The organism is Streptomyces sp. NPDC048171, from assembly GCF_043202655.1.
Classification (GTDB): domain Bacteria; phylum Actinomycetota; class Actinomycetes; order Streptomycetales; family Streptomycetaceae; genus Streptomyces.
Genome location: NZ_JBIDAU010000011.1, coordinates 278,256 through 299,327, shown reverse-complemented (window position 1 = coordinate 299,327; position 21,072 = coordinate 278,256). Strand labels below are relative to the sequence as shown.

The following is a 21,072-nucleotide window of genomic DNA, read 5'->3' as shown; positions in this document are numbered from 1 at the left end:
GCCAGTCAACCGATTCACGGAAGATGAGAACCGCGTCGGTACGACCGGCGCCGAAACGACGCACAAGGGGCGGCAGTGGCTCGAAGGATGGAACACTGGTACGCGTGAGCAACACCGGACCAAATCGTCCCGCACAGGTCAGCGCCGCCCGCCGCCGCACCGTCATCGACGCCCTGCGGCGCGGTGCAGTGCCCGAGAGCGGGCTCGATCTGCTCGCCACCGGACTCGACCGGTTCGAGGCCGCGTTGGACGCGGAACTGGACACCGTCGCCTCCGGTGGGTCGGTGTTCAAGGCCGTACGCGGTGAGTACGGGTCCGGCAAGACGTTCTTCACACGGTGGCTGGGGGAGCGGGCCAAGCGGCGGAACTTCGCCGTCGCCGAAATCCAGATCTCCGAGAACGAGACACCACTGCACAAGCTGGAGACCGTCTACCGACGGCTCACCGAGCGGCTCACCACCTCCAGTTTCCCGCCCAGCGCGCTGCGGCCTGTCGTGGATGCCTGGTTCTACGCCCTGGAGGAGGACGCACTCGCCGCCGGCGCGACCGAGGAGGCGCTGCCCGGCGAGGTGGAGAAGCTGCTCGTCGCGCGGCTCGCCGAGGTATCCCGGCACGCCCCGTCCTTCGCCACCGCCCTGCGTGGCTACCGGGCCGCCCTCGCCGACGGCGACGAGGCGACCGCCGCGGCCGTACTGGCGTGGCTCGGCGGCCAGCCGCACGTCGCCGCCTCCGCCCGCCGGTCCGCCGGGGTGCGCGGCGACCTCGACCACTTCGGTGCACTCGGCTTCCTGCAGGGCCTGCTCACCGTGCTGCAGGACTCCGGGCACACCGGGCTCTTCGTCGTTCTCGACGAGGTCGAGACGCTCCAGCGGGTGCGCTCCGACGCCCGGGACAAGGCTTTCAACGCGCTGCGGCAGCTCATCGACGAGGTGCACTCCGGCCGCTTCCCCGGCCTGTACCTCGCCATCACGGGCACCCCCGCCTTCTACGACGGCCAACAGGGCGTGCAGCGCCTAGCCCCGCTGGCCCAGCGGCTCGCCACCGACTTCACCACCGACCCGCGCTTCGACAACCCCCGCGCCGTCCAGATCCGGCTGCCCGGTTTCACTCAGGAGTCCCTGGTCGGTCTCGGCATCACCATCCGGGACCTGTACGCGGACGCCGCCGCGTCGCCCGAGCGCGTGCGGAAGGGCGTCGACGATGCCTACGTCGCCGACCTCGCCCGGGCCGTCGGAGGTGCGCTGGGCGGAAAGGTCGGCGTGGCGCCCCGGCTGTTCCTGAAGAAGCTCGTCGGGGACGTCCTGGACCGCGTGGACCAGTTCGACGACTTCGACCCCCGGCAGCACTACAAGCTGACCGTCGCGAGCAGCGAACTCACCGACGTGGAGCGGAACCTGGCCGCCACGGTCACCGGCGGTTCCGTCTCTGCCGACGACATCGACCTGGAGCTGTGATGGCGGACGACGACAGCTCGTCCGAGGTGGAAGGGGCCGACGTACTCGACCGGCTCGATCCTGTCGTCCTGCACCACATCGTCAACACCCTCGGCTGGCCGGATCTTCGCCCCCTCCAGCGAACGGCGATCACGCCGCTCATGGACGGCGAGGACGCCGTCCTGCTGGCACCGACGGCCGGCGGCAAGACCGAGGCGGCCTGCTTCCCGCTGCTGTCGGCCATGGTCGAACAGCGGTGGACCGGCACCTCGGTGCTCTACCTCTGTCCGCTGAAGGCACTCCTCAACAACCTCGTCACCCGCGTCGACACCTACGCCCAGTGGCTGGGCCGGCGGGCCGCCCTCTGGCACGGCGACACCAAGGAGTCACAGCGGCAGCGCCTCCGCAGCGAGGCACCGGACATCCTGCTGACCACGCCCGAGTCGCTCGAGGCGATGCTGATCGGCGTCAAAACCGACCACGCACGCCTGCTGGGGAAGGTACGGGCTGTCGTCGTCGACGAAGTGCACGCGTTCGCCGGGGACGACCGCGGGTGGCACCTGCTGGCCGTACTGGAGCGACTGGAACGGGTCACCGGGTGGCCCATCCAGCGCATCGGTCTGTCCGCGACCGTCGGCAATCCGGAGCACCTGCTGCACTGGCTGCAGGGCGCGAAGGGTGGGAGCCGTACCGGGCGGGTTGTCGCGCCGGGCGTGAAGCTTCCTGATTCCGCGGGGACAGGCGCCCGCCGGGGGGACACCACCGGACAACTCCCCCGACCGGCCGGTGAAGTGGAACTCGACTACGTCGGCTCACTCGACAACGCCGCCAAGCTCATCGCCGCCCTGCACCGAGGCGAGAAACGCCTCGTCTTCTGCGACTCCCGCCGCCAGGTCGAGGAACTGGGCGCCGCGCTCCGTGCCCGCGACGTCACCGTCTTCCTGTCCCACGCCTCACTCTCCGTCGATGAACGCACCCGCTCCGAGCAGGCCTTCGCCGAGGCACGCGACTGCGTCATCGTCTCCACCTCCACTCTCGAACTCGGTATCGACGTCGGCGACCTGGACCGCGTCATCCAGGTCGACGCCCCGTCCACCGTCGCCTCGTTTCTGCAGCGCATCGGCCGCACCGGCCGACGCACCGGCACGGTGCGCAACTGTCTCTTCCTCACCACCCGGGGCGACACGCTCCTGCAGGCGGCCGCACTCCTGCTGCTGTGGTCACGCGGATGGGTGGAGCCGGTGCTGCCGCCGCCTGACCCACGCCATCTCGTGGCTCAGCAACTCCTCGCTGTGACACTGCAACAGCACACGCTCGGCGACCAATTGTGGGATCGCCAGTGGAACGGCCTCCCGCCGTTCGACCGGTCCGCCGAGCCCATCCTTCGCCACCTCACAAAGGAAGGCTTCCTCGACAACGACGGCGGCCTGCTGTTCGCCGGTCCCGAGGCGGAGCGCCGCTTCGGCAAGCGTCACTTCATCGAACTGACCGCCTCGTTCACAGCACCGCCGCAGTTCACCGTCCTGTCCGGCCGCAGTGAGATCGGCCGCACCGATCCGAGCGTGCTCACCGAGGAACGCCCGGGCCCTCGCCGTCTGCTTCTCGGCGGACGCAGCTGGCAAGTCACGTACATCGACTGGCTGCGCAAGCGCGTCTTCGTCGAACCCGCCGACGGCGGAGGCGTCGCCAAGTGGATGAGCGGCGGCATCGCCGGGTTGTCGTACACCCTGACCCGCGCCATGCGCGAGGTCCTGCTCGGCGAGAACCCGCCCGTGTCACTCACACGACGCGCCAAGGCGTGCCTGGCGGAGCAACGGGAGAGCGACGCAGCCGACACCGTGCATCCCGCCGGCACGCTGGTCACCAGCACGGGCGGCGATGTGCGCTGGTGGACTTGGGCGGGCTACCGCGCCAACGCCACTCTTGCCTCCACCCTCCAGTCGGTCACCGACCCACTGCAACGCCCCACCGACTGCTGGCTGCGCCTCCGCGAGGGCATCACCCCCACCGACTGGCGAGCAGCCCGAGAGGATGTGGGAGAGGGTCTCGTCCTGCCGGACGTCGACCCCCGTGCCGTACGCGGCTTGAAGTTCGCCGCCGCACTTCCCGAACGCCTGGCGGTCGCCACGGTGGCCGCCCGCCTGGCCGACTTCGAAAGCGCGCGGGCCGTGTTGTCGGAGTCCGTGCGGTTCGTTGCCTCCAGCGATCGCGACTGAGGCGTGTGACGTGCGCAGCCCCAGGCAGACTCCCTATGCCAGGTCAGGGTAGCTTCGGGCCTGCCTACCTGCTCGGCCCCTGCACGCGCTCGGTGACCCCGAGATCCCTACGCATCTCGTCGCGCAGGTCGGTCAGCCTGTCCCAGAGGCCCTCCAGCCGTCGACTCAGTTCTTCGACGGTCTCCTCTCGCCGGGGCTGCCCCGAGTCCAGGCGTTTGACAAGTCCGTAGATGGAGCGCAGCGTACCGTTGGCGGCTCCCAGGACGGGCAGTACCTCATCGGACACGATCATGTGGGACTCCGCGTGCTGGACAACGTATGCACCCCAGCGTTCCTCGAGTTCGATTCTCCGCGCCTCCTCGAGAGTGCCGTCCCGCCGCAGGTCGTACATACAGCCTGCGAGGGCATCCCGGGCCGCTCGTGCCCCCGCATGCAACCGTGCGTATGCGGCACGTCGTTCCTCAAGCAGACGGTTGTCCCACTCGCGGATCCGGTCCTCCCGGCGGTGCCGCTCAAGGCGCTCTTGTTCACGAGACCAACCACGGTCAGCACCACGCTGCGTGAGAAGTACGCTCCCCAGGGAAACCCCACCCCCGAGCACCGCAGCAGCGAGTGCCAGCAATGCCGCGCCCATGATTCCTCCTTCATCCGGAATGGCGTGCGTAGTGCCGTGGTCACCCGGCTGAGCCCTCCACCGGAAGGAGCCCCGAGGTGCCGGAGATGACCAGCCCTCTGCCGATCAGCTCCTCGATGTCCTGATCGAACGCGGCTTTGATGTCCGGTCCCAGACGCAGCCAACCGAAGAAGCGGGCCGTCTCCCTGGCCAGTTCCTCGCGGCGCATGCCAGGCGATTCCGACAGCACGCCGAGCAGAGCGATTCGGCGTTCCGCGGGTGGGACCTGTGAGACCTTCTTGCGGTCGAAGTCCGGGGTCGGAGTGCGGGCAACGGTCACCTCCCGGTCGGGCAGGTCCCACACGGTGCCGGACCGCACGGCCTTCTGCTTCTTGCGCAGGCGTGACAGAGCGTCGCGCACGCTGCTCTGCACGATCTGCCCTGAGCGGTCGAGCAGCCACGCACTACGGACGCGCCCGATCAGCACGTCTTCTTCGATGGGGCCTTCCATCGTGATGATATGGCTGGCCACTTCGGCCACCACCGCCTTGGCCGCAGGATCGCGCAGATCGACACCGGGAAGTCCCGCCGCCGTGGACAGCGTGTCCTTCAGCTCGTACAACTGCTCCCATCCCAGGGCACGGTACGGACTGCTCCACTCGGAGCGGTCGGACTCGGCCACCGGAACGATCGCGATCTCAGGCGACGTCTTCTCGGGTGTGGAGACTGGCTCGGACTCGGGTGCAGGTGCGTATGGGTCAGCCGCACAGGCCGCCTCGACGGCCTCGCGCAATCTTCGCTGCGCGTCCTTACGGTTGCGGTACCAGTCGGTGCCCCAGATCCGGTGGAGGTGCCACCCCAGGCCGCGCAGGATCTCCTCCCGCAGCCGGTCGCGGTCGCGCGCGGCACGGGACGAGTGGTACATCGCACCGTCGCACTCGATTCCCAGGGCGTAGGCTCCGGGAGCCCCGGGGTGCCGGACCGCCATGTCGATACGGAACCCCGCCACGCCCACCTGGGGCTGCACCTCGTAACCCCAGTCGCGCAGGACCGCCAGCACGTCCTCTTCGAACGGGCTCTCCGGAGCCGCCTCCCGGTCGGGTGCGGCCGTGGCCAGAACGGTGGGCCCCTGTTCCGCGTACTGGAGATAGCGCTTGAGGTGCTGGACGCTCTTGTTCGCGCTGTCCGGCAGGTCCGCACCGTGGAAGGACGCCACGACTTCCACCCGGTGTCTTGCTCGAGTGACCGCCACATTCAACCGCCGCCAGCCCCCCTCGCGGTTGATCGGGCCGAACTGGGAGCGCAGCTTGCCCTGCGCGTCCGGGCCGTAGCCGATCGACAGGATGATCACATCGCGTTCGTCACCCTGCACGGTCTCCAAGTTCTTGACGAAGAAGCCGCCCAGCCGGTCCTCTGTGAAGTGCTCGTCGAGGTCGGGCCGCGCCTTGCGAGCCTTGACGACCGCATCCTCCACCGCCTCGGCCTGGGCTTTGGAGAGCGTGACGATGCCCAAGGTCAGGCGAGGGCGAGTAGAGAAGTGGTGGATGACCCGCTCGGCCACCAATTCGGCCTCGGCGACGTTGTCACGCCGGTTGCTGCGATCGTAGACCCCGTCGGCCTTGTAGAACGCCACCCCGACGTCTTGGCCGTCCGTCACCGCGCCCGGGAAAACGACCATCGAGTTGTCGTAGAACTCGTGATTGCTGAAGGCGATCAGGTTCTCGTGACGGCTTCGGTAGTGCCAGCGCAGTGACATCTCGCGCAGCACCCCACTCGCCTTGCAGGCCTCGAGGATGGACTCGAACGAGTCGGGGGTGTCCTCGTCCCACTCGTCGTCATCGTCAGAGTCACCGCCGGCGCTGAAGAACGAAGTAGGTGGGAGCTGCCTCGGGTCACCCGCCACAATCAGGGCATCGCCGCGGTAGACGGCGTTAACGGCGTCCTGCGGAAGAACCTGCGACGCCTCGTCGAAGATGACCACGTCGAAGTGGAAGTCCGGCGGAAGATACTGGCTGACCGTCAGTGGGCTCATCATGAAGCACGGCTTCAGCCTCTGGACGACGTCGCGTGTTTCGTCCAGGAGCCGGCGTACCGGCATGTGTCGTCGCTGCAGCTTTGCCTGACGACTCAGAATCGCGGCCTGGCCGGTCGTTGCTCTACGAGGACGCCGTGCGTTGCAGGCGGAGATCACTGTCGCATGGGCAGCCTGCACCAGCCCACGGTCCAGTCGGCGATAGCGCTCCCGCAACTGATCATGGTCGGCGGCACGGACCAAGGAGAGACGACTGTCGGTGGCCAACTGGTGCTCGACCCAGGCACGCAGCACGGTGCGTTCCACGGCCACCCGGAACAGCGACGCCGGTACGCCGCGCCCCGCCAGCTGGGTCGGCAACTCTTCCAGGCCGTAGCCGGCGAGGACCTCGCGGCCCTCGGCGGAACGAATCCAGGCGTCCGGTCCGTATGGGTCGTCGGCCATATGGCTGAGCAGAGTTTCCGCGGTCGGAATCCCGGTCTCCAGCTCGGCACGGACCTCCGCTGCGCGCGCCGGTGCGAAGTGACTGATGAGTACTTCCCTGCGATCCAGCCAGTCCTGGTTGCGGCGCTCCACCGACGAGTCGGATGACGTCTGCATCATCAGGTGCGCGGCTTCGGGAGTCAGGGCAGCCGCCGTGCCGTTACCGGAAGCGGTCCGCCTGGCATTGAGGGCCCAGTCAAGGGCGCTGTTGACGGATTCGCGCAACGTGCGAGTGCATTGGTACAGGTCGCCAAGGAGCCGACGGTGCTCCTCCTCCGACTTCAGGAAGTCCTCCTCGGCGGCACGCGCAGCCAACACCGCCGTCACAGAAGCACGGGCTCCGCCCAAGGTCAACCAGTCGGAACTGCCTTCCGCGGGACCGGTGGCACGAGCCACAGAATGGATCAGGGACGCCGTTTCGTCGAGTGGGTCGAGATGCGCGCGCAGCCATGACATGGCCTCGGTGAGGGTACGTGATCGCAGGCCCGAAGCGGCAGGTGTCAGCGCCGGTGCATTGGTGAAGGCCTCCCAGTCGGCGCACAGTGTCCGCAGGCGGGCGGCCGTCTCGAGCAGCCCCGCGGCGGCCGGCCGTCCGGCACACAAAGCGCGCACGACACCGCTCCGCCGTGCAGGATCCGAGAGGATCGGCCCGGCAGACCGGTGGGCGTCGGAAGCGGCGGCGAGAGCCGCTGCCAGAGCAGCGGTGCGAGGACGGTCGTCCGGTGCGTATTCGCCGAGGATCTCAGCAGCTCCACGAGCGGTTGGCTGCTTCTTCGGTCCGTCGCTCGTTGCGGGTACCCGCCGGGCACGGCGCAGCAGCTCGCTTTCAGCCGTCGCGCCACCGTCGGGGTCCGGCCGATCACCGAGACGACTGTCCAGTCCGGCGTACCAGGAGCAGAGCAATGTCCGGTCGTGGGGTTCCTGGGACGCGAACGTCGCAACTTCCCGCTGCGCCGCGTACGCGGAGGCAATGGCCGTGCGGGCCGAAGCCAGGGTGTGCCCCATGCCCTCGGCGAACTCCCTGCGACCGAGGGACTGGACAGCCTCGATGAGACTTGCGGCGCTTTCCAGCGCCGGTACATGAGACCGCAGCCACGTGGCTGCCGCCTGCGGACCGAGAAGTTCGAGCACGGTGCAGTGCGAACTCAGCCGTGGCTCGCGCAGCGCCGCCTCCCACGTACTCAGCGCGCTCTCCAGGCCGTCTCCGCACGACTGGAGTTCGCTGTCAGGAGTGGAACCGTGGGCCAACTGTGCGACCAGCCGCCGACGACGGATCGGGTCGGCCACCACCGTTGGAGCGAGCCGGTGGGCGGCTTCGGCCTGGTGCAGAGCGCCGTCCAGCGCCCCGAGATCGGGCAGTCCGTCACTGACATGGCCGCCGAGCAGCTCCGTATGCTCGGTCATCTTGGCCCGTACGGACTCGTGCGCACGCTGCCAGGCGGCTGCCTTGTCCAGATCCTGCTGCAGGCCGCTCTGCCACGATCCCCCGATGCTCACCCCACCGACGAGCTTCCGGTCGGCCCGCACTTGTGAGGAGAGTCCCGCCACGAAGCGCCGGCCGTTCTCCGAGAGCCTGCTCACTGCATCGGTCAGACCTGCCGTGTGGGGCGTTGCGGGACCGAACAGTACCTCTGCCGCCTGGCGCGCTCCGTCGAGGTTGTCCATGAGAAGGTGCAGGTCCCCCACGACCCGGCGTGCCCGCGGCAGTACCGCAGGGTCGAACCAGGCTTCGGGCGCTCGGTGCGTGGCGGTGGACAGGGCGATGAGGTCCGCTACGAATCGGACCTCGGAGGCGGTGTCCGGCAGCCCGTTTCCCAGCAGGGCTGCGGCGTTGGCGGCCCACCGCGAGGCGTCTTCCAACACGTCGGCGAGGGCACCCCAGTGGGAGGCCAGCGAACGGGCCTCGTCCCGGCCGAGGACGGTGAGATCGGCCCCGGGCGGCTCCAGGTCCCCGAGTGCGGCCTCTGTGGCCTCCGGCTGCTCAGGCATGTGCGGCGGCATGTCCGCCCAGCCAGGTCCGGCTTGTTCCAGCGCGGCGGCCCGGGCGGCGACCGTACGGTCACGCCGGTTCTCGAACTCGTGTAGCGCAGTGGCCACCAGGTCGAGGGCCGTCTGCTCGGCAGCGACGAGGCCTTCTGGGGAGAGCCACGCTTCCAGCGGACGATAGCGGGCGGCGGACAGGTCAGCCAGGTCGCACAGGGCTGTCGCCTCGGCGAGGGAGTTCGGTTCGTCAGCACCCAGGAGCTGTGTGAGTTCACGTGCCGAGGCGGTCGCGCTCGCCAGCAGGTTGGCCGCAGCATCCAGGTCTCGGCCGAGTTCCTTCGCCTCCGGCTCAGTCAGTCCGGTGAGATCGAGCCCCCGTGGTTCGAGGGAGGCCAGAGCCTGCTCGGTAGCCGACGGCTCGGCACGCAGACGTGGCGAGAGCTCCTGCCAGCGGTCGCCGACCAGATCTTGAGCGGTGTTCTGGGCACGCCTTACACGACGCAGGGCATCGAGGAAGGACTCGACCGGATCGGTCACGTTGAGCGCAACGTCTGCCTCGGTAAGCCACCATGCGGGAACGGAGGGCCGTTCGTGCAGCAGACCCAGCAGCCGGATGAGTCGCTCGACCTGGCCGGAGGTCATGAATCCGGCACAGTCGGTGTTGAGAGCTTCGTAGCCGCTCAGAGAGGAGTGGAGGCTGGTCAAGGCTGTGCGCGCTTCCTCCAGCGCCGGGCCGGGGTGGGGCCCGTCCGTCCGCAGACCGCGCCATGGGAAGCCCGGATCGGCCACTGCCTGCCAGGCGTCGCCGATGGCGTCGGCAGCCCTCAGCACGTTTTCCAGATCGACGGCTGACAAGTGCGAGGCGTCAAACCGTGTGGAGGCCCCGTCACCGGAAACGGAGAGATAGGCGACAGGCGCGTCGTCGAGGCAGCCCACCCGACCGATGACGTCGTGCAGCGTGTGGCCCAGCGGCTGGCGCACCTCGTTCATCGCGAGGGCGTACGCGGACAGCGTCTCGCGGTCCAGGCGGGCCTGGGCCCTCTCCTGATCTGGGAGCTCGGTGGACTGCGGCTGCTCGGAGAGCGCACGCCCCAGTTCCTGGGCGACGGCTTTTCGACTGGTGTTGCGGCTGTGGAGGGCGAACGCGTAGGAGCTCAGCCCGACCGACGTCAGGCGCTGCAGTACGACGTCGAGTGCCGCCGCCTTCTCACTCACGAACAGCACACTGCGCCCGGCGTGCATCAGTCCGGCGATGATGTTGGTGATCGTCTGGCTCTTGCCCGTTCCCGGAGGGCCGTCGAGGACGAACGACCGGCCGGCCACCGCGGCCGCGACGGCCTGTCGCTGCGACGTGTCCGCGTCCAGCACCAGGGGTGAGTTCTCGGGAGGCGCCAACTCGTCGACGCGCTCCGACGGTACCTCCTCGAAGTCGAAGCGGTCGGCGGCGAGGGCAGCACCAGGGCCTACCGCCACAGCTCGCACCAGATCGCTCGCGAGTAGCCGGTGCTCGTTCTCCAGCAGGTCTCGGTACATCGACTCCTTGTGAGACGCGAAGAGAGTCATGACGACCCTCTCCTCCACCTCCCACTGAGACTTGCCCGCGACGGTCTTGCGTGCCGCGTCCACCACCGCTGCCACGTCACGGCAGTCCGTCTCCGCGACCCGCGCCCAGTCGATGCCGAACTGCTCCAGCTTGATGGGCAGGGCCGGATTGAGCTGAGGATCCTCGTCGTTGTTCGCCTGAAGGAGTACCTGACCAGTGGGCGTCCGCACGAGTTCCACAGGGAAGAGGATCAGCGGTGCCTGGCTGCTTGTAGTGGCCCCGTCCTCGCGCCAGTGCAGGATGCCGACGCCCAGGTGGAGGGTCCACAGACCGTAGTCGTTGAACACCTGCGTGGCTTTGGAGCGGAGGGAGCGCAGCGCCCTCTGGAGGGCCGGTGCCGTGGTCTTCTGCGTCACGACGTCGTTCTCACCTGGAGGAGGGCATGCCGCCTCCTCGCCCTCTGCAGGGAGCTCGTCCGGCAGCGCGGCGAAGTGCAGGGCTTGGTTCTCCAGCAGACTCACCAGGACAGAGGGCGAGGGTGCCGACACTTCGAGGGTCGAGGCGCGGGTGTGCTTGAAGTTCAGCAGTCGGTTGCGGCCGCTCAGGTCCACGAGCGACGTACGCCAACCCGCCAGGATCGTCTTGAGACGTTCCAGATCGCTGCCGCCCCCGAATGCATCCGGATTCGTCGTCACCGCTACCTGCTCTCACTCTGCGCTGCTCGGGCCCGGGAGGGAGGCGATGGACTTCTCCCAGGGGCACGGCGCTGCGGGCAGGCCCGGCGTCTCCGACTGATCCCCCTGCGTGCAACACGCTCTGCTTGTCGCACTCGCCCCCACAGACAGACGAATTCTATGGGGGAAATGTGGAAATCAGAAGTGGGTCTTGTGTCTGCCGTGCTCTGAGGGTGTCGGTGGCCAGAGGCCTCGACCGGGCTGGGACGGCAACGAAGAGTGGGTGGCATCGCGCCGGATGTGACGAAATCGTGCACAACCAGAACCGGCTCTGCGAAGTCGAGGGCGACGTGCCGTCCGAGCTCGTTCGGACGAGCGCTCTGTACGGACAGCAAGGAGACGGCCCCCGATGATTCCAGTCGGACGTGAAGAGGACACCCGTAAGGTTCAGACAGCCGTGCTGGGTGGCCCCGACGGTCACCTTCCTCTCTTTCTCCCGTTCGAGAAGCACGCCGCGGACGGGCTCCGCAAGGAGCACGGGTCCAACGCCTTCACCTGCGGCACCCTCCTCGGTGGCTGCGGAAAGCTGCTGACCCTGCGGGCCTGCGACGACAAGAAGTCGCACTTCGCCCATCGTCCGCCCGTGCGGTGCACGCGCACCGCCCTCGGTGAGGACAGTGCCGACCACCTGTACATAGGCGAGGCACTTGCCAAGTGGCTGCGCGGACAGGGGCGGTCCAACGTCGGCGTCCAGTACGTCCGGCAAAAGGGTGCCCGGGGAGACTCGATCGAAGTCCGTTTCGGGCCGCGCAAGAAGCGTCGCCTGATTCATGTGCAGATGGTGCGCCGTTCATTCAAGGAATGGCAGGCCGACGGAGAGCGGCTGCGTGCCGGAGCCGGAAGTCCCTCCACCCTCCGCATGTACGGGCCGGATAGCCAGCTCGCCGCGTTCGAAGTCGACGCCACCGGCTATGCCCTACGATTCGCTTGCGTGACCGAGAACGGCACTCGTGTCGTCCGTGTCGGCACGCATCCTCCGGACCACCAGGTCAAGTGGACGACATTCGACCAGTGTCAGCTCGTCTCCGCCGGAATCCTCACCCCGTGGCTGGAGGAGACGCCGCACGGGATGCGACCCAAGGGGACCCTTTCGCGGCAGGAAGGCCGTCCTGGCGCCGACGAGCGGGAGGCGGATGCGGCCTGGACACCGGCGGGCGGGCGTGACTCTTTCGCCGGTCCTGAACTCCCGTTGATGCCGGGAAGTGTCGCCTTCACCGGAGCCACCCTGGCGTCCGAGGAACACGGACGGAGGCTCTACGACGTGGACGCGCAGCCCGTCGGATCGGCGGTGTTCCCTGCCCTGCTGTCGTTGCCGGCCTCGGTCCCGGCTCCGGAGTGCCGCCATGTCTACGCACTCACCGGTCGGGCGGCCGTGCTCGGCGGGCCTCAGGTCGCGCTCCCCGGCTCGCGGTGGATGCTCCGCGCCGAGGGTATCGTCCGCCTCGCGTCCGCGAGGGCAGCGGAATGGGCGCTGCTGACACCTTCCGCACTCACCTGTGAGGAGAGTTCAGCAGACACGGGTGCGCCGGGTCCTCCGCTCTCCGAACAACCGCCATCGGCGCCCGTGTCGCCCGCCGCCGGGGTTGACGCGCGGGAGTCGCCGGACGTGCCGAGGGTGTCGGAGGGCGCCGGCTCGGTGCACGCGGCCGACGTCTCCGGAATGCCGCCCGAGCGTCCGGGGGAGGAGCCGCTGGAGCGGCTCGGCGTGGTGCTCCAGTACCTCGACGAACGGGGCGTTGGGCTGACTACTCGCGTTCTCCACAGGGTCCTGCTGGAGGCGGAGGACATGGCGCTGCTGATCGGCCGCCGCTTCCTTCCGGCCGACCTGTCGCAGCGCCTGGGTCGCTGGCGCACCGTGTTGCGTCAGCGTCTCGAGGGAACGGATGGGCCCGATTCGTCACCGCGTGACGTGTTCGACCGGTTGGCCGACGAGTTCCGCGCGGCTCGCGACGTGGGTGACCTCGCACTGGCCAAGCGTGTCCGCGGTGCGTTGGGTCGTGTCTACGCCCTGCGCCTGTCGCCCGAGGACCGGGAGGCCGTCACCGGTGTGGTCCGTGAGTTCAAGCAGTGGGTGCGTGATCAGGAACCCGTGACGTCGGTGGACGAGTCCCGAAAGGCGCTCCAGCGCATCCTCCAGGACCTCGGCAGCCGCCGATCCACGGTGACCACGGCGGAGATCTCGGCCGCACTCAAGGAGGCCGATCGGATCCGTAGCGGCCTCGATGCCCCGTTGCCGGAGCGGATCGCTGCGGGGCTGCGGCGTTGGCGCGGAATCCTCCGTCATCGACTGCGGACGGAGAGCAGCGGCGGGCGGCGCCCTCTCCAGCGGCAGGACGCACGCGGCGGGCAAGAGGGCCGCTGAACCGACGCCGCCCGCTCCGGAACGCCGGTGACCTGGAGGGATCTGCGCCGACGCATGGGTGGGGAGTTGCCCTGCCTGCATCCGGATGACCATGGCGGCCCGGCATCCCGGTGTCCGGGCCGACGGGGCACTCGTCACGGGGGTATGTGCTGAGGGTGCTCACCGGGGGGCGGGCCGGCGTGCCGTCCTTACTGCATATGATGTGCAAGTGCGCCGATTTGACTACACCGTCCGCCAGGCAACCCCCGCCGACCTGGCCCCCGCCCGAGCCGTCATGCTCGACACCGTCTACCGCGACTTCGGCACCGGCTACGTCCCCCGCTGGCACGGCGACATCATCGACCTCGCCGGGGCCTACGTGGACCCCGCGCGGCACACGCTTCTCGTCGCCGTCGACGCGGAGGGTGGGGTCGTCGGCACCGGTGCCCTGGACTCCCGTGGGCCCGCGCACCCGCCGAACCCCGCGCACGTCGCCGAGCGCTATCCCTCCGGGGTGACCGCGCAGCTGCGGCGCGTGTACGTGCGGCCCGAGCATCGGCGGCGTGGTCTCGCGCGTCGACTTGTCGACGAGTTGATGGCGTTCGCCGTCGCCGACGGGGGATATCGCGCCGTCTACCTGCACACCGACCCCGCCGTGACCGGCGCCGAGCCCTTCTGGCGGTCGCTCGCCAAGGTCGTGCACGACGAGCGGGAGGATGCGGGCGGTGGGCAGGGGATCGTGCACTTCGACGTTCCCCTGGGGTGAGTCAAGGGTGAAAATCGTTTCCATGTAGGCTCCTGTCCTGCGCGCACCGCCGCCCGCCCCCGCCCTCTCCCGCTCCCGCTCCCAGATCGATCCGAGGACCATGCCCTCCCACCGCCGCCCCCGGCTGCTCGCCCCGCTCCTGCTCATCCCGCTCATATCGAGCTGCTTCGCCTCCGGGAGCGGCACCCCCGACCCCGGGACCGATGGTGGCGGCAAGGGCGGAGACGGGTCCCGGCTGCGCGTCGCGCTCGCGTTCCCGCCCGCCGAGAACCTGTCGCCCTACGGCGCCGACGCCACCCTCCTCAGCCGGCTCGCCGTGACCGAGGGGCTCACCTCCCTCGACGCCAACGGCTCCGCCGCCCCCGCGCTCGCCGAGTCCTGGCGCAGGGTCGGGGACAAGACCTGGGAGTTCAGCCTTCGGGACGCCACCTTCCAGGACGGGACGGACGTCACGCCCGCCGCCGTCGCCGACTCCCTCGCCAAGGCGACGGAGGCCGAGCCCGCCCCGGCCGCCCTCGAGGGCATCACCCTCACCGCCGAGGGCAGCGGCGATCGGGTGCTCCGCGTCACCACCGACGAGCCCGACCCCGTAATGCCGCTGCGGCTCTCCAGCCCCAGCCTCGCCATCCTGTCCAAGAAGGCGTACGCGAAGGACGGCCGCGTCGACCCGGTCGGCCACGCCACCGGACCCTTCGAGCTGACCAAGGTCAACGGCGCCACCTCCGCCTCCCTCGACCGGTTCGACGACTACTGGGGCGGGCGCGCCCAGGCCTCCGGCATCGACGCCCGCTTCATCGCCGACGGCACCGCCCGCGCCAACGCCCTGCGGACCGGAGAGCTGGACGTCGCCGAGGCCGTTCCCGTCGCCCAGGCGGCGAGTCTCGACAAGGCGACCCGGCGCGACACCGCCACCACCCGGACCACCAGCCTGCTGTTCAACGCCTCGTCCGGCACCTTCAAGGACGCGGGCCTGCGGGCCGCCGCCAGGGCCGGGCTCGACACCTCCGTGTTCGCCAAGGACGTCTACGAGGGGTACGGCGACCCCGGTGCCGGCGTCTACGGGCCCGCCGTGACCTGGGCCGAGGGCAAGCGGACCGCGCCTGTCGGGAGGGCGGACGCCAAGAAGCCGGCCGGCGAGACCATCAAGCTCGCCACCTACGACAACCGGCCCGAGCTGCCCGAGGTCGCCCAGGTCGTCAAGCAGCAGCTGGAGAAGGCCGGGTTCAAGGTCGAGCTCACCGTGCGGGAGTACTCGCGGCTCGAAGGCGACGCCCTCGACGGGAAGTTCGACGCCTTCGTGCTCGCCCGCAACACCCTGCTCGACACCGGCGACCCCGTCGCCGTCCTCGCGAGCGACTACACCTGCGACGGCGGCTACAACATCGCCCAGCTCTGTGACAAGGGCGTCGACCGCGCCGTCGCCGACGCCGAGAAGATCGCCGACACCGCGAAGCGGCAGGACGCCGCCATGGCCGCCGAGGCGCGCATCCTCGGCAGCGACGCCGTCGTCCCGCTCGTCCACCAGCGGATCATCACCGGCGTCACCGGCTCCGTACAGGGCGTCGTCCTCGACCCGTACGAGCGCACCCTCGTCGGCACCGGCACCCGGCGCTGAACCGTGCGGCGGCGGGTGGCCACCCTGGTGTGGCGGGTCGTGCTCGCGGGCGGGCTCGTCTGCGGGATCGGGCTGTTGCCGTGGCTCACGCACACCGACCCTGCGTACACCGTCCTCAAGGCGCGGTCCGCCGAGCGGGAGCCGACGCCCGAGGTGCTCGCCGACATCCGGCACCAGCTCGGGCTCGACGGCGGACCGCTGCACGTACTGGGCGGCTGGCTCGGGGGGCTGGTGCGCGGTGACGCGGGGCAGTCGTGGATCTCCGGCGGGGACGTCCTGCCCGGAGTGCTGCAAGCGCTCGGCGCCTCGCTTCTGCTCATGGCCCTGTCCCTGCTGGTCGCCGCCGTCACCGCCGGGCTCGTCTGCGCCCGTACGCTCCGGCTGGGCGCCCGGCGGCGGCTCGACGAGCGGCGCGTCGGAGGGGCCGGGTCCGCGGTCCTCGCCTCGCTGCCCGAGTTCCTCGTCGCGTCCGTGCTCGCCACCGTCGTCGGGGTGCAGCTGGGGTGGCTGCCCGCGCTGGGGTGGTACGGGTTCCAGTGGACCGTGCTGCCCGCGCTCGCCCTCGGGCTGCCCGCCGGGGCCGTGCTCGGGCGGCTGCTTGACGACCTGCTGCCCGGCGCGTTCGGCGAACCGTGGGCGCTGGCCGCCGCCGCACGCGGGCTGACCGGACGGTCGATCGCCCGCCAGGCCGTACGCCGGTGCGTGCCCGCGCTGCTGCCCAACCTCGGGCTGTTCGTCGTCGGGCTGACCGGCGGTGCCGTCGCCGTCGAGCAGGTCTTCGACATCCCGGGGCTCGGACGCACCACCCTTCAGGCCGCCCTCGCCCAGGACCTTCCCGTCCTCCAGGCCGGCACCCTCGCCCTCGTACTCCTCGCCGCGCTCGCCACTGGGGCCACGCGGCTCGCGGCCCGCCTGCTCACCGGGCCCGCCCTGCGCGACGGCGCCCTGTCCTCCCTGCACCGGCCCGCCGCGCCGGCCCGGTCACTGCCGCCCCTCCTCTACGCCGCCGTCCTGGCCGCCGTCGTCGGGCTCGGGCTGGCCCGGGACCCGCTGGCCCTCGACACCGGGCAGAAGTTGCGGGCCCCCTCCCTCGACCACCCCTTCGGCACCGACGCCCTCGGCCGCGACCTGCTCGCCCGCGTCGGTCACGGGGCGCTGGACACCCTGCTCCTCGCCTCCGCCATCACCGCCGCCGCGCTGCTCGCCGGCGTCCTCCTCGGGCTCGTACCCCGCGTGTCCGCGCCGCTCGTCGACACCGTCAACGCCGTGCCGCCCGTACTCGTCGCCCTCCTCGTCACCGCCGTCGCGGGCAGCGGGGCGGCCACGCCCGCGCTCGCCGTCGGCGCCGTCGCCTGGGCGCCGCTCGCCACCCACACCGCCGCGCTGCTGCGGCAGGAGCGCGCCACCCTGCACATCACCGCGACGACGGGGCTGGGCGCGGGGCGCGGGTACCTGCTGCGGCGCGAACTGCTGCCCGCCGTGCTGCCCCCGGTCCTGCGCCACGCCCTGCTCCGGCTGCCCGGCGTCGCCCTCGCGCTCGCCTCGCTCGGCTTCCTCGGGCTCGGCGCCCAGCCGCCGTCGCCCGAGTGGGGACTCCTCCTCGCCGAGAACCAGCCCTACGCCGAGCGCGCCCCCTGGGCCGTCCTCGCCCCCGCCGCCGTCCTCGCCCTGCTCGGCGCGCTGGCCGTCACCGCGGCCGGAGGGCTGCGCCGGCCCCGCCCAGCTCGTTCGGCGGCGGTCGCCGGTGAGCTGCCCGCCAGGAGGAAGGAACCGGCCGTACTCCGATGATCTCCCTCTCCAGCCGCCGGGCACCCCTGGGGGCCACCGGCCGGGGCGCCCCGCTCTCACCCTTGCTGCGGCTGCTCATCGTCACCCAACTCGCCTTCAACATCGGGTTCTTCGCCGTCCTGCCCTTCCTCTCCGAGCACTTGGGGCGGTCCGTCGGCATGGCGGGGTGGCTGGTCGGGTTCGTGCTCGGGCTGCGGACCTTCAGCCAGCAGGGGCTGTTCGTGGTCGGCGGGGCGCTCGCCGACCGGTACGGCATCCGGCCCGTGGTGCTCGCCGGGTGCGTGCTGCGAATCGCCGGGTTCGCGTGGCTCGGGTTCGCCGAGCGGACCTGGGCCGTGGTCGGCTCGGTGCTGCTCATCGGGTTCGCCGCCGCGCTGTTCTCACCCGCCGTCGAGTCCGAGGTCGCCCGCCAGGCCGTGGTGTGGGAGGCGGAGGGGAACGGGGACCGCACGCGAGTGCTCGCGCTGTTCACCGTCGCCGGGCAGGCCGGGGCGTTCGTCGGGCCGCTGCTGGGCGCCCTGCTGCTCGCGGTCGACTTCCGTACGGCGTGTCTCGCCGGGGCCGGCGTCTTCGTGCTCGTCCTCGCCGGGCACGCGTGGCTGCTGCCGCAGCACATTCCCGGGCGGGCCCGTGTCCGGTTCGGCGGCGGCGCGCGGCTGCTGCTGCGCAACCGCCGCTTCCTCGCGCTGTGCTGCGCGTACGGCGCCTATCTGCTCGCCTACAACCAGCTCTACCTCGCCCTGCCCGCCGAGGTGGAGCGGGCCGCCGGTTCACAGGCGCCGCTGGCCTGGCTGTTCGCGCTCTCGTCGCTGCTCGTGGTGGGCGCGCAGTTGCCGGTGACCCGGTGGGCGGGGGAGCGGCTGGCGCCGCGCCGGTCCATGGTGGCGGGGCTCGGGCTGATCGCGGCCGGGTTCGCCGCTGTCGCGCTCGCCCGGCCCGCCGGGTGGACGGGGGTGGGTGGTCTGGCGCCCGCCGCCGGGTTCGTCGTCCTGCTCACCCTCGGGCAGATGCTGGTCGCGCCCGTCGCCCGCGCCTGGGTGCCGGACCTTGCCGAGGACGGGCGGCTCGGGCTGTACACGGGGGCACTGTCCTCGGTGTCCGGGCTCATCGTCCTCGCGGGCAGCTCCGTGACCGGCCTCCTGCTGGACACCGGGCTGGACACGGGGGTGTCGGCCGCGGTCCCGTGGCTGGTGCTGGCCGCGGTACCGCTGGCCGCGGTGGTGTTGCTGCCCCGGCGGGACTGAGTCCCGGGTCCGGGGGCGGCGTGGACGGGGACGACACCCGCTCGGCACCCGCTCGGCACCCATTCGGGCCCGGCCCCCTCGCCGCGCCGCGAACTCTCCAACAGCCCGCCGCACGGGCGGCCGCGTCGTGCCGACGGGAGCGACGGTAGCGACGGGGTGCGGGTGCTGCGCCGGCGGGGCTTCGGGGCTGAGTCCGGCGTTGAGGCGGTGACGCGGGCGCCTCAACCTGCCGCGGGCCCCGGGGCCTCAACGGGCCGCGGGCGCGGGGGCCTCACCGTGCCGCGGGCGCCTGCGCCTCACCGTGCCGCGAGCTCCCGTACCGCGCGGCGTACGGGAGCTCGCCGAGCCCGTGAGGACTGCCGCAGCCACAGCACGTCCCGGCCGAACGACCAGACGAGGAGGCCCAGGGCCAAGGCCACCACCCCCGCGTTCACCGGGCGCGGGAGCAGGTCCGCGCCCGCCACCAGGAGGAGCACGCCCTGGAGCGCGGCCACCGTCTTGCGGGCCGTGCTCGGGGGCAGCGGGGCGGTCAGCCACGGCCACACCCGGGCCGCGGCGACGAACAGGTAGCGCATCCCGCCGATCAGCAGCACCCACGGGCCCAGGTCCATCGCGACGTACACGCTGAGGACCAGGATGAGGAACGCGTCGACCTCCATGTCGAAGCGGGCCCCCAGCTGCGAGGACGTGCCGGTGCGACGGGCCACCTTTCCGTCGACGCCGTCCAGGATCAGGGCCACGGCGGTGAGACCGACGAGGAGGGAGACGGGCGGTGCGCTGCGGAAGGAGTCCGCGACCAGCGCCGTCACCCCGCCGACCAGCGTGGCCCGGCCGAGGGTGACCCGGTTGGCCGGGCCGAACGACGCCGGCCGGGACCGGTGCAGGGCCCGTGCCAGCACCGCCCAGGTCGCGAACGCGAAGGCGAGGCCGGTCAGCCAGCCCGCCGTGCCCATCCCGATCGCCGTGCCGAGCAGCGCCAGCAGCAGGATCTGCGCGCCCGCCCCCACCGCGGTCTCCTGTTGAACGGGCCTCGCGTCGTATGCGTCGTACGTGTTGTTCAGGGCCACCGAACACCCTCCGGCCGTGTGACAGAGTCGATCAACGCCGCTACCTTGTGCGCGGCTGTGCATCCCTCGGTACGTGGGCGGCTTCCCGATCGTTCAGGAGGACATCCGATGACACGCAGGGCACGCGCGTTCTGGCTCGACTCGCCCGGCCGGGGCACGATCCGCGAGGTGGAGCTGCCGGAACCCGGTGCGGACGAGGTACTGGTGCGCACCCTCCACAGCGGTGTGAGCCGGGGCACCGAGACCCTCGTCTTCGCCGGCCGGGTGCCCGGCAACCAGTACGCGGCGATGCGCGCGCCGTTCCAGGAGGGCGACTTCCCCGGACCGGTGAAGTACGGCTACCTCAGCGTCGGCGTGGTCGAGGAGGGACCGGACACGCTCGTCGGGCGCACCGTCTTCTGCCTCTACCCGCACCAGACGCGCTACGTCGTCCCCGCCGCCGCCGTCACGCCGGTGCCGCCGGCGGTTCCCGCGGCGCGGGCCGTGCTCGCCGGCACCGTGGAGACCGCCGTCAACGCCCTCTGGGACGCGGCGCCCCTGGTCGGCGACCGCGTCGCGGTGGTCGGCGGCGGCATGGTCGGCTGCTCGGTGGCGGCCCTGCTGGCCCGCTTCCCCGGCGTCCGGGTCGAGCTGGTGGACGCCGACCCGGCCCGCGCGAAGGTCGCCGAGGCGCTCGGCGTGGGCTTCGCGTCCCCGGCCGACGCGCTCGGCGACCGCGACCTGGTCGTACACGCCAGCGCGACCGAAGCCGGGCTCGCCCGGTCACTGGAGCTGCTGCGGCCCGAGGGCACCGTCCTCGAACTGAGCTGGTACGGCGACCGGCCCGTCGCCCTCCCGCTCGGTGAGGCCTTTCACTCCCGGCGCCTGACCCTGCGCAGCAGCCAGGTCGGCACCGTCTCCCCGGCCCGCGGCGCCACCCGCACCTACGCCGACCGGCTCGCCCTCGCCCTCGACCTGCTCGCCGACCCGGCGCTGGACGCCCTCGTCACCGGCGAGTCCGCGTTCGCCGAACTCCCGGACGTGCTGCCCCGGCTGGCCTCCGGCGAGATCCCGGCCCTGTGCCACCGCATCCGGTACGACGGGGAGGGCGTCGGCGCCTGACCCTCGGCCCGGCCTCGCCCGACCTCTCCTGACCTTGAGAAAAGACGTACGGGCCGCTGAACAAGGGAAGACCTCCAGCCGTAATAGACGGCACCCCGCGCAGCGATCGGCGG

The 21,072-nt window shown here is 71.1% G+C and carries 11 protein-coding genes; 8 read left to right on the top strand and 3 right to left on the bottom strand.

What is annotated here, in order from left to right; all coding sequences use genetic code 11:
* The first annotated feature begins 104 nt into the window (after nt 1–104).
* The gene (gene brxD / locus ACGF3J_RS30245; RefSeq protein WP_161325800.1) at nt 105–1,454 is read left to right on the top strand and encodes a BREX system ATP-binding protein BrxD; all 1,350 of its coding nucleotides are present in this window, start codon (nt 105–107) and stop codon (nt 1,452–1,454) included.
* A complete protein-coding gene (locus ACGF3J_RS30240) occupies nt 1,454–3,649 on the top strand; it encodes a DEAD/DEAH box helicase (RefSeq protein ID WP_393855202.1) in 2,196 nt (731 codons plus the stop codon). Before brxD ends, ACGF3J_RS30240 begins: the two co-directional genes overlap by 1 nt.
* A gap of 64 nt (nt 3,650–3,713) precedes the next feature.
* Here the strand turns inward: ACGF3J_RS30240 and ACGF3J_RS30235 are convergent, their stop codons facing one another.
* Entirely contained in the window at nt 3,714–3,941 is a 228-nt protein-coding gene (locus ACGF3J_RS30235; protein ID WP_393855201.1) for a hypothetical protein, read from the bottom strand.
* A 382-nt stretch (nt 3,942–4,323) separates the two neighbouring features.
* On the bottom strand, nt 4,324–10,998 hold the full coding sequence (locus ACGF3J_RS30230) for a DUF3320 domain-containing protein (protein ID WP_393855200.1): 6,675 nt from the start codon (nt 10,996–10,998) through the stop codon (nt 4,324–4,326).
* A gap of 388 nt (nt 10,999–11,386) precedes the next feature.
* On the opposite strand from ACGF3J_RS30230, the gene ACGF3J_RS30225 reads away from it, so the two are divergent.
* The 5 genes from ACGF3J_RS30225 to ACGF3J_RS30205 all read left to right on the top strand — a co-directional run bounded on the left by ACGF3J_RS30225 (nt 11,387) and on the right by ACGF3J_RS30205 (nt 18,791).
* A complete protein-coding gene (locus ACGF3J_RS30225; protein WP_393855199.1) occupies nt 11,387–13,399 on the top strand; it encodes a hypothetical protein in 2,013 nt (670 codons plus the stop codon).
* A 208-nt stretch (nt 13,400–13,607) separates the two neighbouring features.
* Entirely contained in the window at nt 13,608–14,144 is a 537-nt protein-coding gene (locus ACGF3J_RS30220; protein ID WP_393855198.1) for a GNAT family N-acetyltransferase, read from the top strand.
* 100 nt (nt 14,145–14,244) lie between these two features.
* Nucleotides 14,245–15,759, top strand: a complete 1,515-nt coding sequence (locus tag ACGF3J_RS30215; RefSeq protein WP_393855197.1) for an ABC transporter substrate-binding protein — start codon at nt 14,245–14,247, stop codon at nt 15,757–15,759.
* 3 nt (nt 15,760–15,762) lie between these two features.
* Entirely contained in the window at nt 15,763–17,547 is a 1,785-nt protein-coding gene (locus ACGF3J_RS30210; protein WP_393855196.1) for an ABC transporter permease subunit, read from the top strand.
* Nucleotides 17,544–18,791 carry an MDR family MFS transporter gene (locus tag ACGF3J_RS30205; RefSeq protein ID WP_393855195.1) on the top strand — a complete coding sequence of 416 codons (1,248 nt, stop codon included), beginning with the start codon at nt 17,544–17,546 and terminating at the stop codon, nt 18,789–18,791. Before ACGF3J_RS30210 ends, ACGF3J_RS30205 begins: the two co-directional genes overlap by 4 nt.
* Before the next feature lie 296 nt (nt 18,792–19,087).
* Here the strand turns inward: ACGF3J_RS30205 and ACGF3J_RS30200 are convergent, their stop codons facing one another.
* Nucleotides 19,088–19,858: a CDP-alcohol phosphatidyltransferase family protein gene (locus ACGF3J_RS30200; protein ID WP_393855194.1), complete on the bottom strand. Its 771-nt coding sequence runs from the start codon at nt 19,856–19,858 to the stop codon at nt 19,088–19,090.
* Nucleotides 19,859–19,966: 108 nt separating this feature from the next.
* Between ACGF3J_RS30200 and ACGF3J_RS30195 the strand changes: the two genes are divergently transcribed.
* Nucleotides 19,967–20,959 (top strand): dehydrogenase, encoded by a 993-nt coding sequence (locus ACGF3J_RS30195; protein ID WP_393855193.1) that lies wholly within the window; start codon nt 19,967–19,969, stop codon nt 20,957–20,959.
* Nucleotides 20,960–21,072 lie beyond the last annotated feature (113 nt).

Bases quoted from the DNA above. Each gene is read 5' to 3' on its own strand.
- ACGF3J_RS30215 (WP_393855197.1), top strand. From the start codon at position 14,245: ATGCCCTCCCACCGCCGCCCCCGGCTGCTCGCCCCGCTCCTGCTCATC.
- ACGF3J_RS30235 (WP_393855201.1), bottom strand. From the start codon at position 3,941: ATGATCGTGTCCGATGAGGTACTGCCCGTCCTGGGAGCCGCCAACGGT.
- ACGF3J_RS30225 (WP_393855199.1), top strand. From the start codon at position 11,387: ATGATTCCAGTCGGACGTGAAGAGGACACCCGTAAGGTTCAGACAGCC.
- ACGF3J_RS30195 (WP_393855193.1), top strand. From the start codon at position 19,967: ATGACACGCAGGGCACGCGCGTTCTGGCTCGACTCGCCCGGCCGGGGC.
- ACGF3J_RS30240 (WP_393855202.1), top strand. From the start codon at position 1,454: ATGGCGGACGACGACAGCTCGTCCGAGGTGGAAGGGGCCGACGTACTC.
- ACGF3J_RS30205 (WP_393855195.1), top strand. From the start codon at position 17,544: ATGATCTCCCTCTCCAGCCGCCGGGCACCCCTGGGGGCCACCGGCCGG.